General features: G+C 67.9%; 14 protein-coding genes. 11 read left to right on the top strand and 3 right to left on the bottom strand.

The features are described from left to right. Positions 1-3: 3 nt before the first annotated feature. On the bottom strand, positions 4-756 hold the full coding sequence (locus ACFJGT_RS00195; RefSeq protein WP_377844604.1) for an AraC family transcriptional regulator: 753 nt from the start codon (positions 754-756) through the stop codon (positions 4-6). A 93-nt stretch (positions 757-849) separates the two neighbouring features. Between ACFJGT_RS00195 and ACFJGT_RS00190 the strand changes: the two genes are divergently transcribed. The 10 genes from ACFJGT_RS00190 to ACFJGT_RS00145 all read left to right on the top strand — a co-directional run bounded on the left by ACFJGT_RS00190 (position 850) and on the right by ACFJGT_RS00145 (position 11,478). Next, positions 850-2,049, top strand: a complete 1,200-nt coding sequence (locus tag ACFJGT_RS00190; RefSeq protein WP_377844602.1) for an MFS transporter — start codon at positions 850-852, stop codon at positions 2,047-2,049. Between the two features lie 152 nt (positions 2,050-2,201). Further along, positions 2,202-2,981 carry a GntR family transcriptional regulator gene (locus ACFJGT_RS00185; RefSeq protein WP_377844600.1) on the top strand — a complete coding sequence of 260 codons (780 nt, stop codon included), beginning with the start codon at positions 2,202-2,204 and terminating at the stop codon, positions 2,979-2,981. Further along, on the top strand, positions 2,978-4,483 hold the full coding sequence (locus tag ACFJGT_RS00180) for an ABC transporter substrate-binding protein (RefSeq protein ID WP_377844598.1): 1,506 nt from the start codon (positions 2,978-2,980) through the stop codon (positions 4,481-4,483). Before ACFJGT_RS00185 ends, ACFJGT_RS00180 begins: the two co-directional genes overlap by 4 nt. 6 nt (positions 4,484-4,489) lie before the next feature. Further along, positions 4,490-5,416, top strand: a complete 927-nt coding sequence (locus tag ACFJGT_RS00175) for an ABC transporter permease (RefSeq protein WP_377844596.1) — start codon at positions 4,490-4,492, stop codon at positions 5,414-5,416. Continuing rightward, complete coding sequence (gene nikC, locus ACFJGT_RS00170; RefSeq protein WP_377844594.1) at positions 5,413-6,270, top strand: nickel transporter permease; 858 nt, start codon at positions 5,413-5,415, stop codon at positions 6,268-6,270. Before ACFJGT_RS00175 ends, nikC begins: the two co-directional genes overlap by 4 nt. Positions 6,271-6,282: 12 nt before the next feature. Further along, positions 6,283-7,068, top strand: coding sequence for an SDR family NAD(P)-dependent oxidoreductase (locus ACFJGT_RS00165; protein WP_377844592.1), 786 nt, complete (start codon positions 6,283-6,285; stop codon positions 7,066-7,068). Between the two features lie 12 nt (positions 7,069-7,080). Then, complete coding sequence (locus tag ACFJGT_RS00160; protein ID WP_377844590.1) at positions 7,081-7,977, top strand: polysaccharide deacetylase; 897 nt, start codon at positions 7,081-7,083, stop codon at positions 7,975-7,977. Further along, the gene (locus ACFJGT_RS00155; RefSeq protein ID WP_377844588.1) at positions 7,977-9,521 is read left to right on the top strand and encodes a gamma-glutamyltransferase family protein; all 1,545 of its coding nucleotides are present in this window, start codon (positions 7,977-7,979) and stop codon (positions 9,519-9,521) included. The genes ACFJGT_RS00160 and ACFJGT_RS00155 overlap by 1 nt, the downstream gene beginning before the upstream one ends. Continuing rightward, a complete protein-coding gene (locus ACFJGT_RS00150) occupies positions 9,518-10,498 on the top strand; it encodes an ABC transporter ATP-binding protein (protein ID WP_377844585.1) in 981 nt (326 codons plus the stop codon). Before ACFJGT_RS00155 ends, ACFJGT_RS00150 begins: the two co-directional genes overlap by 4 nt. Beyond that, positions 10,495-11,478, top strand: coding sequence for an ABC transporter ATP-binding protein (locus tag ACFJGT_RS00145; protein WP_377844583.1), 984 nt, complete (start codon positions 10,495-10,497; stop codon positions 11,476-11,478). Before ACFJGT_RS00150 ends, ACFJGT_RS00145 begins: the two co-directional genes overlap by 4 nt. Here the strand turns inward: ACFJGT_RS00145 and ACFJGT_RS00140 are convergent. Both ACFJGT_RS00140 and ACFJGT_RS00135 read right to left on the bottom strand, forming a co-directional pair. Beyond that, positions 11,475-12,638: an AGE family epimerase/isomerase gene (locus ACFJGT_RS00140; protein WP_377844581.1), complete on the bottom strand. Its 1,164-nt coding sequence runs from the start codon at positions 12,636-12,638 to the stop codon at positions 11,475-11,477. The genes ACFJGT_RS00145 and ACFJGT_RS00140 overlap by 4 nt on opposite strands. A gap of 118 nt (positions 12,639-12,756) precedes the next feature. Continuing rightward, positions 12,757-13,218, bottom strand: coding sequence for an Lrp/AsnC family transcriptional regulator (locus ACFJGT_RS00135; protein WP_377844579.1), 462 nt, complete (start codon positions 13,216-13,218; stop codon positions 12,757-12,759). A 128-nt stretch (positions 13,219-13,346) separates the two neighbouring features. On the opposite strand from ACFJGT_RS00135, the gene ACFJGT_RS00130 reads away from it, so the two are divergent. Beyond that, positions 13,347-14,504 carry a trans-sulfuration enzyme family protein gene (locus ACFJGT_RS00130; RefSeq protein WP_377844577.1) on the top strand — a complete coding sequence of 386 codons (1,158 nt, stop codon included), beginning with the start codon at positions 13,347-13,349 and terminating at the stop codon, positions 14,502-14,504. Positions 14,505-14,506: the final 2 nt, after the last annotated feature.

Below are 14,506 nucleotides of genomic sequence, written 5' to 3'. Positions count from 1 at the left end.
CCGTTACGACAGGTCGGCCCGGCCGAGGACACGCCGGGCGGCCGTGCGCAGCGCACGCTGGTCGGCATAGCCCACCGCCTTGACGACCTGCTGCGGCGAAGCGCCGTCGCTCGCCATCGTCATCGCCCTGAGCACGCGCAGCCGCGTGCGCCAATCGCCGAAGCTCAGGCCCGTCTCCGCCCGGAAGCCGCGCGTCAAAGTGCGCCGGCTCGCGCCGGCACGCTCGGCCCAGCCGTCGAGATCGATGTCGAGGGCGGGGTCCTTGAGCAGCGCATCGCAGATCCGCCGCAGACGCGGATCGCGCGGCAAAGGCAGGGTCAGCGCCGTCTCGGGCGCCCGCGCGATCTCGTCGAGGATCAGCGCGGCAAGATGCCCGCCGCGCCCGGCTTCGTCGTAGAGCATGGGCTCGACTGACAGCGCCTCCAGCGCCGAAGCCAGCAGGCTCGAGACCTCCAGCACGCGGCACCCTGTCGGCAGCACACCCACCGCCTCGGGTGCGATATAGGCCGAGCACATCGAGACCGCGCCATGCATCCTGACCTCGTGCGAAAGGCGCGGCGGAATCCAGAGCGCGTGCCGGGCCGGCAGCACCCAGGTGCCGTCCTCCGCCCGCACCAGCGTCAGGCCGGCCGTGGCATAGAGCAATTGCGCGCGCGGATGGCTGTGCCACCCCGTACTCGCGCCGGCCTCATAGCTCCTGGGCATCACGGCGACCGCGCGCGGCACCGTTTGATAGGCCTCGCTTTCGCGGCGCATCGCTTCCCCTCTTTGGCCCGATCCCGTCGAATTACGGCCCGACAGGCCTAGCGGGTCAAGCTAAGCTTGGTCATCATTGCCGCGAGATCGCCCATGAGCCCCGAGACGCTGTCCAAGCGCACCCTTCTCTTCGTCAATGCCGCCCACGCGCTCGACCATTTCGTGCTGCTGATCTACCCGACGGCGGTGATCGCCATCGCCGCGCAGAGCAGCCTTAGCTATGCCGAGCTGATCGGCCTCGCCACCGGCGCCTTCGTCGCCTTCGGCCTGTGTTCCCTGCCGATGGGCTGGCTCTCGGACCGGTTCGGCCGGCGCAACATGCTCGCCGTGTTCTTCATCGGTTACGGTTTGTCCTGCCTCGGCGTCGCCAGCGCGGATCGTCCCGCAGCCTTCGCCAGCTGGCTGCTCGTGCTGGGTGTGGCCTCGGCGATCTATCACCCGGTCGGCTCGACGATGCTGGTCAGCCATGCCCGCCAGCTCGGGCGCGATCTCGGCGTCAACGCCGTCTGGGGCAATCTCGGTGCGGCTTCGGCCGCCGGCGTGACCGCGCTGATCGCCGCGAATTTCGGCTGGCGCTTCGCCTTCATCCTGCCGGGCTTCGTCTGCCTCGTGCTCGGCGCGGCGTTCATCGCACTCGTGCCCGGCGACGGAAACCCGTCCGCGAACCGCTCCGGCAAGGCCGAGCTTATTCCGGTCAGCAGGCCGAAAGCTCTGCTCGCCATCTTCGCCGTCGCGGTCATCGCCGGAGGCATGACCTTCAACATCACCACCATCGCGCTGCCGAAGGTCATCGACGAACGGCTGGGTCTCGACCTGCCGCTGGCGCTGATCGGGTCGCTGGCGACGCTCGTCTTCGTGTTTGGAGCCGCCACGCAATGGCTGATGGGCCGGCTGGTCGACCGCTTCACGCTGCCGACCCTGTTCGTCGGGCTCGCGCTGTTCCAGCCGCTCGGCCTCGCGCTCGCGGCGACGACCTCGGGCGTGCCGCTGCTCATCGGCCTCGTCATGACCATGGCCGCGATCTATGGGCAGGTCGTCGTCAACGACGCCATGGTCGCCCGTTACGTGCCGGCGCAGCACCGCGCCAAGGCCTTCAGCGTGCGCTACTTCCTCGGCTTCACGGTGAGCGGCTTCGTCGTGCCGATGCTGGCCGTGCTGCATGCCCAGGGCGGGTTCGGGCTCGTGCTCGCCGGTGCCACCGCTTTCGGTCTGATCGTCTGGTGCGCGTCGCTGGCGTTCTTCTTCCTGGCCCAAGGCGCGCCCGCCGCCAGCACCGTTACGGCCGAGCAATAGGTTTTCCGACAGCGCGAGCTGCCTGCCCATCATTCGATCAGGATCGAGGCATCGCCCCGCCATGCATGGCGGGGTTCAACTGCGCCTGATCATGCGTTTCTGACATCTCACAAAATGATTGTCAGATGTCATAAACTGAGCCAGCATGGCTCATGCTCGATCAATCGCCTTTCTCGCTTCCTAGGCCGCCAGCGGCGGAGAGCGACATCGCCTTCGCGGGCCGGCGCCTGCGACAGGCGCTCGTCCGCTGCGAGCTCGCTCCCGGCACCTATGTCCATGAGGCCGACCTCGCGCAGCGTTTCGGGCTGGGGCGCGCCGCCGTCCGGGTCGCGCTGACGGAACTTTCCATCGCCGGCTTCGTCGCCCGTCACGCACGGCAGGGCTGGCGCGTCGCGGCGGTCGATGGCGCGCTGGCCAGCGCGATCGTCGGGGCCCGGACGCGAATCGAGCCCGCGCTGGCCGAGAAGCCGCTCGATGAGCGCAGCGTTGCGCTGCTCGGCAGCCTGCGGGGGGCGATCGACGCCGTGATCGGGCGGGACGATCCTTCCGCCCGCACCATGGCGCAGCAGCTCTGCCGGCAGGCGCTCGACCTGCTTGCGCAAAGGACCGGCGGTTTCATCGCGGTCTGGCTGCGCGATCTCTGGGATCATACCGAGCGCCTGACGCGCTCGCTCGAACTGGCCGGTGCAGAGGCACCCGCAACCGATCCGCGCCCGTTGCTCGATGCGCTCCTGCACGGCGACCGCGAAGCCGCGCTGCTCGCGCTCCAGGAAGAGCAGAAGCGCTTCACCGACGCGGTGGCGCACGGCTTTCTCGCCACCGCACGCCTGCTTCCGCAGAACGAACCGGTTTCCGTGCGCAGCCGCCGGCCGCGCCGAGGCACGAACGACCGCAAGCCGTCCCACACCCTGTCCGAGGAGAAATCGCGATGAGCCGTGTTTCGAAAGCCGCAGCCGCCTTCCTCGTCGCCACCGCGCTCGGCCTTGCGGCCGGGCCGGCACTGGCCGCCAAGGACCGTTTCGTCGTCGACCTCGTCAACGAGCCGTCCTCGCTCGACCCGCAGGTGCAGTGGAACCCGGACAGCTACTATGTCTACCGCAACATCTTCGACAATCTCGTCACCCGCGACGACAAGGGCGAGATCATCCCGCAGGTCGCGACCGCCTGGAAGCAGGTCTCGGATACCGAGATCGAGTTCGACCTGCGCAGCGACATCGCCTTCCATGACGGCTCGAAGCTGACTGCCGAAGACGTCGTCTACAGCGTCAAGCGCATCACCGATCCGAAATTCGCCAGCCCCCAACTCGGCCAGTTCGACAAGATCACCGATGCGATCGCGCTCTCGCCGACCAAGGTGAAGCTCGTCACCGCCGGCCCCTATCCGGCGCTACTGGCCCAGCTCGTCAAGCTCTCGATCGTGCCCAAGGCCGTGGTCGAGGCCGTCGGCAAGGATGCGTTCAACCTGAAGCCCGTCGGCAGTGGCCCCTACAAGTTCGAGTCCTGGCAGCGCGGCGTGAACGTGCAGCTCACGCGCAATGACGCCTATTGGGGCACCAAAGCGCCCTTCCCGACGGTGATCTTCCGCGCCGTTCCCGACGCGGCGACGCGGCTTGCCAACCTGCAGGCCGGGGCCAGCGACCTCGTCGTCACGCTCGATGCCGATCAGGCCGCCCAGCTCAAGTCCTCGCCCAAGGCGCAGGCCCTGATCGGCCTGACCGAGCGCGTCGCCTATGTCCGGCTCAACACGACCAAGCCGCCCTTCGACAATCCGAAGCTCCGCCTCGCGGCGGCGTATGCGATCGACAAGCAGGCGATGATCGACGGCCTGCTCGGCGGCTACGACAAGCAGGTCCCCGAACTGCTGACGCCCGCCATCTTCGGCTGGGTCGACGGCATCAAGGCGCCGGAACACGACCTCGCCAAGGCGAAAGCGCTGATCGCCGAGGCAGGCTCGGCCGCGAAGGCCGAAATCGATCTCGCCACGTCGCCCGTCTTCGACCAGCGCATCGTGCAGGCGATCCAGCAGATGCTCACCGAAGCCGGCTTCAATGTGAAAATCGCGATGTCGGACATGGCGACCTATCTCAAGCGCGCCCAGGCCGGGCCGGAGACGACCTCTCTGCTCAGCTTCGGCCGCTGGTCCTGCGCCTGCCAGGATGCGGACGGCGTGCTCTTCCCCTTGCTGCACAAGAGCAGCGGCTGGTCGGCCTATCGCAACCCGAAGATGGATAGCCTGCTGGAAGAGGCCCGCGCGACGCTCGACACCAGCAAGCGCCTTGCCGCCTACAAGCAGGTGCATGAGATCGTTGCCACTGATGTCCCGGTCGTGCCGCTCTACCAGGCCGTGGTGATCTATGGCGCGGCCAAGAACCTGACCTTCCAGCCGACGCCGAACGAGAGCATGTTCTTGAACCGGATGAGCTGGAAGGACTGAGCCGCGGTGCCGGGTTTCCTGCTCCGCCGGCTGGGCCAGGCGGTCGTCACCATCCTCGGGGTGGTGACGCTGATCTTCTTCGTCCAGCGCCTGACCGGAGACCCGACCTATCTGCTCGTGCCGGAAACGGCGACACAGGCCGATATCGCGGCCCTGCGCCATCAGCTCGGCTTCGACCGGCCGCTCCCGGTGCAATATCTCGACTTCCTCGGCGAGCTCGCCCGCTTCGATCTCGGCCAGTCGGTGGTGCAGCGCGTGCCGGTGACCACCATCATCGCCTCGCGCCTGCCCTATACGCTGATGCTGGCGGCCGGCGCCCTTCTCGTCGCCTGCGGCATCGGCGTGCCGATCGGCATCCTGCTCGCGATCTTCCGCAACTCGCCCGCAGCGAAGGCGGCCGCCGGCTTTGTCCTCGCCGCCCAGAGCATGCCGACCTTCTGGAGCGGCATCCTGATGATCCTGGTGTTCTCGGTGCTGCTCGGCTGGCTGCCGCCTTCCTCCACCGGCGATCTCTCGAATCTCGTCATGCCGTCCTTCGCGCTCGGCCTCCTGAGCATGGCGACCTTCGCGCGGATCACCCGTTCGGCCCTGCTCGACGAACTCTCGAAGGACTATGTCCGCACCGCCCGCTCGCGCGGCGTCCGCAGCGGGCGCCTGCTCATCCGCCATCTCGCGCGCAACGCCTCGATCCCGGTGATCACGGTCGCCGCACTTGAAATCTCGAACCTGCTGGCCGGCGCCGTCATCGTCGAGACGGTCTTCGCCTGGCCCGGCCTCGGGCAGGTGACGGTGCAGGCGATCCTGGCGCGCGACTTCATGATCGTGCAGGGCGTGGTGCTGCTCGGCGCGTTCGTCACCGTGCTACTCAACCTCATGTCGGACCTGCTCTACAGCCTGGTCGATCCGCGCATCGTGCTGGAGGGGGCGCGATGAGCGTCGCCGCGGCGAACCCTGTGCCGCGCCGGAGGAGCTGCAACCTGTGGCGCTGGTGGCCGGTCGGCATCATCGCGCTCGTCGTTCTCGTCGCGATCTTCGCGCCCTGGCTCGCGCCTTATGATCCCAACCAGCAGAACCTGCTCGGCCGATTGAAACCGCCGGGCACGGTCTCGCGCAGCTTCCATTACTGGCTCGGCAGCGACGAGCTCGGCCGCGACCTGCTCAGCCGCGTCATCCATGGCGCGCGGATATCGCTGATCGTCGCCTTCGCCTCGGTCATCCTCTCCGGCGTGGTCGGCACGACGCTCGGCATGATCGCCGGCTACCGCCGCGGCTGGGTCGAGATCGCGGTGATGCGCGTTGTCGACGTCTTCCTGTCGATCCCGGCGATCCTGCTCGCGATCATCACGGTCGCTGTGCTCGGCCCCGGCATCGTCAACGTCATCATGGTGCTCGCGCTGACGCGCTGGCCGCGCTACGCCCGCATCGCCTACAGCCAGACGCTGTCGGTCGCCAACATGCCCTATGTCCGGCTGTCGGCCTTGATGGGGGCCGGCGCGCCGCGCGTGCTCTTCCGCCATGTCCTGCCCAATATCGTCGGCGCGGTCAGCGTCGTCGCGACGCTCGAATTCGGGCTGATGATCCTGTTCGAGGCGGGCTTGTCCTTCCTCGGGCTCGGCGTCCAACCGCCGACCGCGAGCTGGGGCGCGATGCTCTCGACCGGCCGGAACTATGTCGCCACCGCATGGTGGGTCGCGACGCTGCCCGGCGCTTGCCTGTTCGTGCTGGTGCTCGCCGTCAATCTCACCGGCGACGCCGTGCGCGACCGCCTCGATCCCCGCCATCGCTGAAGGAAGAAGCCCATGTTCGAGGATATCAAGGGGAAGCGCGCCGTCGTCACCGGCGCCTGCGGGGTCATCGGCCGCTGGATCGCCGAGGTGCTGCACGAGGCCGGCGCCACGCTCTGTCTCACCGATGCGCGCGCCGAGGACCTGGAGGCGCAAGCCAAGGCGATGGGCCTTTCGGGCGACAGCTTCGTCATGCCGGCCGACCTGACCGACGAGGCCTCGATCGTGGCGCTCGCTACCGAGATCGGGAAGCGCTGGGGCGCTGCCGACATCCTCGTCAACAATGCCGGCATCTATCCGAGCGCCTTCCTGCTGGACACGTCGACCGCCGAGTTTGACCGCATCCTCGGGATCAATCTGCGCGCGCCGTTCATCCTGACCCGCGAGCTCGCGACGCAGATGGTGCGCAAGGGCGTGAAGGGCTCGATCATCAACATCTCGTCGGGCGCCTCGCGCAAGATGCGGCGCACGGCCTGCATCTACTCGACGTCGAAGACCGCGCTCGACCGATTGACCAAGGGCTTCGGCGTCGAACTCGCCGAATACGGCATCCGCTCCAACGCGCTGGAGCCCGGCTTCGCCGCCGGCAGCACGGTCAGCGCACTGACCGACGCCCATATCCAGAACACCGTCGCGCAGATCCCGCTCGGCCGGGCGTCCTCGCGCGCCGATGTCGGCAACGCCCTGCTTTATCTCGCCAGTGACGCCTCGGCCTATGTCACCGGTGCGACCTTGACGGTCGATGGCGGCAACTCGATCGGCTCGCTCGCCGTCCATCAGGACAAGAAGCAGGCGCTCTGAGGAGGCAAGGACATGACCGCCCCGAACGCTAGCCGCCCCGCCTATGAATGGCCCGAAGGCAAGAGCAGCGCCTTCTGCTTCACCATCGATGTCGATGCGGAAAGCCCCTATCAGTGGAGCCTGCCGGAAAGCGCACCGGTCGCGCTCGGCCAGATCGAACAGCGCCTGTTCGGTCCGCGCGTCGGCATCTGGCGCCTGCTCGACCTGCTCGATCGCGATGCTATCAAGGCGACGCTGTTCGTGCCGGGGCTCGTCGCGAAGAACCATCCGGAATTGCTGCCGGCCTTCGTCGAGCGCGGCCACGAGATCGGCCTGCACGGCTATTTCCATGAGCTCGCGACCGAGGCCGGGCCGGAGGAATTCGCGCGGGCGATGGACGAGTCGCTGGCGCTATTCAAGAGCCAGGCTGGCGTCGTGCCCAAGGGCTTCCGCTCGCCGGCCTGGGAGATGACACCCTTCATGCTGGAGAAGGTGAAGCGGCGCGGGCTCTACGATTCCTCGCTGATGGGCTTTGACCATCCCTATACGATCGACGGGGTGACGCAGGTTCCGGTGCTCTGGGCCGTCGACGACGCCGTCTATTTCCGCTTCACCGGCAGCGCGCAGGACCGCGCCCCACCATCACCGCAGAACGGCATCCTCGACGCCTGGCTCGACGAGTGGGAGGTGCTGCATCGCGAAGGGCGGATGATGATGCTGACCGTCCATGACTGGATCTCCGGCCGTGCCGGACGCGTGCGCATGCTGGAGAAGCTGCTCGACGTGGTGACGGCCTCGCCCGGCGTCTGGATCGCGACCGTCGGTGAGCTGGCGGCGTATCACGCGGCGAGCGCCAATGCGCAGCGCTTCAGCGTGCCCCTGCGCCTGCCGCAGCCGAGCGCGCCGCTGCGCTTCAGGACTAAAGCCTGATGCAGACCTTCAGCATCCGCCGCCCGGCCGTCCGCTCCCAGCACGGGCTCGTCGCCGCGCAGAACCGCCACGCGGCCGAGGCCGGCGCTGCCGTTCTGTCGCGCGGCGGCAACGCGATGGATGCAGCCATCGTCACCGCGCTGGTGCTGAGCATCGTCGAGCCCTGGCTTTCGGGCGTGGGCGGCGGCGGCTTCCTTGTTCATGCCGACGGCAAGACCGGCGCGCTCGACACGCTCGACTTCAACGTGCGCGCCCCGCGCGGGCTCGACCCGGCGGATTATCCTCTGACCGATGCGGGCTCGGGCAACTGGTTCGCCTGGCCTGCCGTGGTCGGAGACAGGAATGTCGCCGGCTACAGCGCGATCTGCGTACCCGGCGCCATTGCCGGCTTCGCCGCCGCGCTGGAGCGCTACGGCACGATCTCGTGGAGCGAGGCGCTGCAACCGGCGATCGAGCATGCCGAGCGCGGGCTGGAGATCGACTGGTACGCGGCGCTCTGCATCGCGGTCGAGGTTGCGGGACTTTCGCGCGATCCTGCGATCTCGTCGCTGCTGCTTGATAACAGCCAGCCGCCCAAGGCCAGTGCCGATACCCGCCGCTTCAAGCCGATGACCGCCAAGGCCGAGCTGTTGAAACGGCTGGCGAAGGCGGGCGCCCGCGATTTCTACGAAGGCGAGGCTGCAAGGCTGATCGCTGGTGATCTCGAAGCGGGCGGCTCGGCGATCCGCGCCGACGATCTCGCCAACTATCAGGCCGTCTGGTCACCGGCCCTGACGGGACGCTATCGCGATCTCGACATCGCCGCCATCCCCGGCCTCAGCGGCGGCCCGACCTTCTTCGACGCCGCGCGGCGCTTGGAAGCGCGGGGCCTTGGTCAGGACACCTCGCAGGCCGATGCGGCCCTGGCCTACGCGACGGCGATCCGCGAGGCCTATGCGGTGAGGCTCAACAGCCTGGGCCATGCCGCGACACCGCAGGCCGGCTGCACCTCGCATGTCAGCGCGGTCGACCGCGACGGCAACATGGTCTCGCTGACCAATACCCTGCTATCCCGCTTCGGCGCGCGGGTGGCTCTGCCGCAAGCCGGCATCATCATGAATAACGGCATGATGTGGTTCGACCCGCGCCCCGGCCAACCCAACAGCATCGCGGCCGGCGCCAAACCGCTCGCGAACATGTGCCCGCTGGTGCTGAGCCGCCACGGCAAGCCCTGGCTCGCGATCGGCGCCGCCGGAGGCCGTACGATCTTCCCGACGCTCTTGCAGATGATTTCCGGCATCGCCGATTACGGCCTCTCGCTGGAGGACGTCTTCCACCGGCCACGCATCGACGCCTCGACCCCGCGCATCAAGGTCGACGCCAGGGCGGAGCCGGATGTGGCAGCGCGGATCGCCGGCGCCTTCCCGGTCGAGATCGTCGAAGACACGCTCTACCCCGTGAACTTCTCCGTGCCTTCGGCCGTGATGTGGGCGGAGGATGGCGGCTTCCTCGGCATGGCACATCCGACCAGTCCCTGGGCCGCGGTCGCGGCAGCATCCGCATGAGCGAGCGCGCCGACCCGATGCTGGCGATCGAGGGCCTCACGATCGAGATCGACGGCAACCGCATCGTCGATGGCGTCTCGCTTAGCGTCGAGACCGGCCGCATCCTGGCGATCGTCGGCGAATCCGGCTGCGGCAAGAGCCTGACGGCGCTGTCAGTGCTCGGCTTGCTGCCGGGCGCCGCACGGGTTGCCGGAGGCTCGATCCGGCTCGGTGGGCGCGAACTGACGGGGCTTTCCGAAGCGGAGCTGTCGCAGGTCCGCGGCAACAACGCGGCGATCATCTTCCAGGAGCCGGTTGCCTCGCTGAACCCGCTGATGCGCGTCGGCGAGCAGGTCGAGGAAGCACTGCTCCTGCATCGCGGGCTATCGCGTGCCGCCGCCCGCGAAGAGGCCATCGCGATCATGGCGCGCGTCGGCATTCCCGATCCGGCAAGGCGCGCCCGGCAATATCCGTTCGAGCTCTCCGGCGGCATGTGCCAGCGCATCATGATCGCCTCGGCCCTGATCTGCCGGCCCTCGCTCCTGATCGCGGACGAGCCGACGACGGCGCTCGACGTCACCATCCAGGCGCAGATCCTCGAGCTGATGCGCCGTTTGCGCGACGAGGTCGGCAGCGCGGTCGTGCTGATCACCCATGACATGGGCGTGGTCGCAGATCTCGCCGACGATGTCTGCGTGATGTATGGCGGCCGGATCGTCGAAAGCGGCCCGGTCGATGCCATCTTCGCCGAGCCGAGCCATCCCTATACGCGCCTGCTGCTGGGCACGATCCCGAAGCTCGACGGCGCACGCAAGACGGTGCTGCGCACGATCGAGGGCATGGTGCCGCCGGCCGGCGCCTGGCCTGAGGGCTGCCGCTTCCGCACGCGCTGCCCGCTCGCCGACGAGGCCTGTGAACAGGTTCCGCCCGCCGTCGTTGTCGGAGCCGAACACCGCGCCGCCTGCTGGCATGTCGACCGGCTGGAGGCGATGGCATGAGCGCGCCCCTGCTGGAAATCCGCGACCTCAGGGTGCATTTCCCGCTGCGCGGCGGCATCGGCACGCCGGGCGGCGTGGTCAAGGCGGTCGACGGCATCTCCCTCGACCTCCAAGCCGGAAAGACGCTGGCGCTGGTCGGTGAATCCGGTTGTGGCAAGTCGACGACGGCCTATGCCGTCGTCGGGCTGGAGCGAGCGACGTCCGGCACGATCCGCTTCGACGGGCGCGACATCACCGCGCTCAAGGGGCGCGAGCGCGCGGCGCTGGCGCAGGACATCCAGATCGTCTTCCAGGACCCGTCCTCGGCGCTCGATCCCAAGATGACCATCGCGGACAGCATCAGCGAGCCGCTCGCCATCGCCGGCCGCAGCCGCACTGAGCGCAAAGCTCGGGTCGCCGAATTGCTGGATCGCGTCGGCCTGCCAGCGGCGCTGGCCGAGCGCCTGCCGAGCGCGCTTTCGGGCGGGCAACGCCAGCGTGTCGTCATCGCGCGGGCGCTCGCCTTGTCACCACGCTTGCTCGTGCTCGACGAGCCGGTCTCGGCGCTCGACGTCTCGATCCGCTCGCAGGTGCTGAACCTGCTGCTCGAATTGCAGCGCGATCTCGGCCTGTCCTATCTCTTCATCTCGCATGACCTCTCGGTCGTCCGGCATATCGCCGACGAAGCGATGGTGCTCTATCTCGGCACCGTCGCCGAGCAAGGGCCGGTCGATGCGATCTTCGAGCGGCCGCAGCACCCCTATACGAAGGCGCTGCTCTCGGCGATCCCGCTGCCGGACCCACGCGCGCAGCGCCATCGCGAAAAGATCATCCTGAGCGGCGACCTGCCGAGCCCGCTCTCGCCACCGGTCGGCTGCCCCTTCGTGACGCGCTGCCCGGAGCGGATCGCTGTATGCGCCGAGGAGCGCTTCCCGCTCGCCGCTGGCGACACGGGAACCGAGGCGGCCTGCGTCCATGTCGGGCGGGCGGCAATCGGTTAGCCGCGAATGCGCTCCCATTCCGCGAGCGCGAGCAGGAGATGGTATAGCACCCGCACCGGGATCACGGTTTGGGTGGGCGTTCCATCTTTCGCGAGCTGGTTGAACCAGAGCCCCGTTTCAGGCGCGACGAACCAGCGGAACAGGCTGGCGAGATGCCTGTCGAGGCGCGCGGCCGCATCGGCATCATCAAGGAATTCGACCCGGGCGAGGAAGGCCTTGATCGCCTCGGTCTGCGGCCAGAGCAGCTTGGTCGAGGCCGTCACATGGCCGGTGCGATCGAACACGTCGAAGGCAGCGAGCGGCCCTGTTCCGCCATCGTCGACGCCATACCGGATGGCGAAGCCGTAGAGCCTCTCCGCCAGATCGCGCGCCTGTGTATCGCCTGTCAGGCGCCAGTGATGCAGCAGCAGCCAGGTCCATTCGAAATGATGGCCGGGCTCGCAGACCATCCCGGCCGCGCCAGCAGCAGGCTTCCAGTCGTCGGTGAAATACTCGCCGAGCGTGCCGGTCTCGGCATCGAACAGGTGCTCGCGCGCCAGCCGGACGATCGCGCTGGCATGGTCGAGCCAGCGCTTCTCACCGGTCGACTCCGCCAGCGCATGAAACGCTTCGAGCAGATGCATATGCGGGTTCTGCCGCCGGGGCAGCGTGCCCAGCGTATCCTCGGCGAAACCGCCGAGCGGATGCGCCATCTCGTTTTCGATGAAGCCGATCACCTCGTCGGCGATGGCGAGTGCCTGATCGTCCCGCGTCGCGCGATAGTACCAGGCCATGGCGAAGAGGACGAAGGCGAGGTCGTAGAGGTCGGTGCGAGCATCCACCGGCGTGCCGTCCTCGCGGACCGAATGCAGGAAGCGCCCTCGGCCGCCCTCGCGGCAGGCATCGCGCAGGAAGGCGAAGCCATGGCGGGCAGCGGCGAGCGCCCCGCTTTGCGGATCAAGCAGATGGGCGTGGCTGAAGACATAGGTCAGCCGGGCCGTGACGAGCGTCGTCCGGAGCGATCCGCTATCGCGCAGGGGATCGGCCGGATCGAACATCTCGACGAAACCGGCGCGGCCGGACCGAACGGCACGATCGATCCAGGCCGGGATGAGGGTTTCCCGGAGCCACGCCTTCGAAGGCAGATCGCTGGCGCTCTTCGGAGCCTCTTCACGCTTCATCGCAGGATATCCTCGGTGAGGAAAGAATGGGCGATGGCAGAGCTTCCCGCCGCGCCATGATGGCTTCCAGCGGATAGCCACAGCCGGAGCTTGCGTCCACATCGCCCAGCGCAGAGCGCTATAGCGCGCCGCGGCCGACGACTTCGCGCATGGCGATATAGCTGTGGTATTCCGCGACGTTCGGATCGTCGTGAAAGACCTCGCGGGTGAAGGCGGCATAGGCGGCCATGCTCTCGACCTGCAGATGCAGCACGAAGTCGGCATCGCCCGTCACATAGGAGGCGTGCTTGACCTCGGGCCGGGCCTGGAGCTTCCGGGCGAAATCGCCATAGGTGCGCGAGCCCTGGAGGATCGAGACGGTAACATGCACCGTAACCGGCACGCCCATGATCTCGGGGCTGACGACCGAGACATCGGCGGTGATGACCTTTTCGGCCCGCAGGCGCCTCAATCGCCGCAAGACTGCGCTCTGGGACAGGCCCACGCGCTCCGCCAGCACGCGTGCGGGCGTCTGGTTATCGGCCTGCATCTCTCTCAGCAGGGCGTAATCGAACCTGTCCAGGTCGACTGTTTTGGCCATCGAAACCTTCGTGATCGGCGAAATTCGTCACGCTATAGCAAAAATGGGCGACTATCGCCAAGCGCTCGACGGCATGATCTGCTGGAGATGCCGCCCCTGTCGGCGGCGACGAAACTGGGAAACGGGTCATGACTGCGACGAAGTGGACCAAGAGAAGCCTTGCCGCGCAGGCCATGGGCAAGATCGACCCGACCACCAAGGGCGTCGTGCCGCCGATCCATATCTCGACGACTTATATCCGCGACGAGGATAACGGCTACTCGACCGGCTTCATCTATGGCCGGCCAGATAACGAGACGGTGCATGAGGCGCAGGCCGTGCTCGCCATGCTCGAGGAGGCCAAGGCCGGCGCCTTGCTGTTCGGCTCGGGCATGGCCGCGGCGACCGCCGTGTTCCAGGCGCTCTCGCCCGGCGACCATGTCGTCGCCTCCAAGGTGATGTATTGGGCGTTGCGCGCCTGGCTGCTCAACGAGGCGACGCGCTGGGGCATCAAGGTCGATTTCGTCGAGACCGACGATCTCGCCGCGTTGAAGGCGGCGGTGAAGTCCGGCCAAACGAAGCTCGTCTGGATCGAGACGCCGTCGAACCCGCTCTGGACCATCACCGATATCGCGGCGGCCGCCGAGATCGCGCACAAGGCCGGCGCCAAGCTCGCCGTCGACTCGACCTGCGCTTCGCCGGTCCATACCCGCCCGCTGACGCTCGGCGCCGATATCGTCATGCATGCGGCGACGAAGGTGCTGAACGGCCATTCCGACGTGGTCGCCGGTGCGCTCTGCGCCCGCGAGGACGACGAGTTCTGGAACCGGGTCAAGACGGTCCGCAAGGGCCAGGGCGGCATTCTCGGCCCGTTCGAAGCCTATCTGCTGATGCGCGGCATGCGCACGCTCCATGTCCGGCAGGAGCGGCAGGCCGCGTCCGCGATGGCGCTGGCGCAGCGGCTCTCGGCTCATCCGCTGGTGGCGCGCGTGCTCTATCCCGGCCTGCCGCAGCATCCCGGCCACGATATCGCGGCGCGGCAGATGGAGAACGGCTTCGGCTTCATGCTGTCGGTGCAGGTCACCGGCGGCGAGGCGGCGGCGGTCGCCACGGCGGCCCATGTCGAATTGTACAAGCGCGCGACCTCGCTCGGCGGCGTCGAGAGCCTGATCGAGCATCGCGCCTCGATCGAGGGCGCCGGCTCGCCCTGCCCGACCGACCTGCTGCGCCTCTCGACCGGCATCGAGGATATCGATGACCTCTATGCCGATCTCGACCAGGCGCTGAAGGCCGGGCATCGCGCGTAAGG

The organism is Allobosea sp. UC22_33, from assembly GCF_042700715.1.
Classification (GTDB): Bacteria; Pseudomonadota; Alphaproteobacteria; order Rhizobiales; family Beijerinckiaceae; genus Allobosea.
This window is presented reverse-complemented; position numbering and strand designations above follow the sequence as displayed.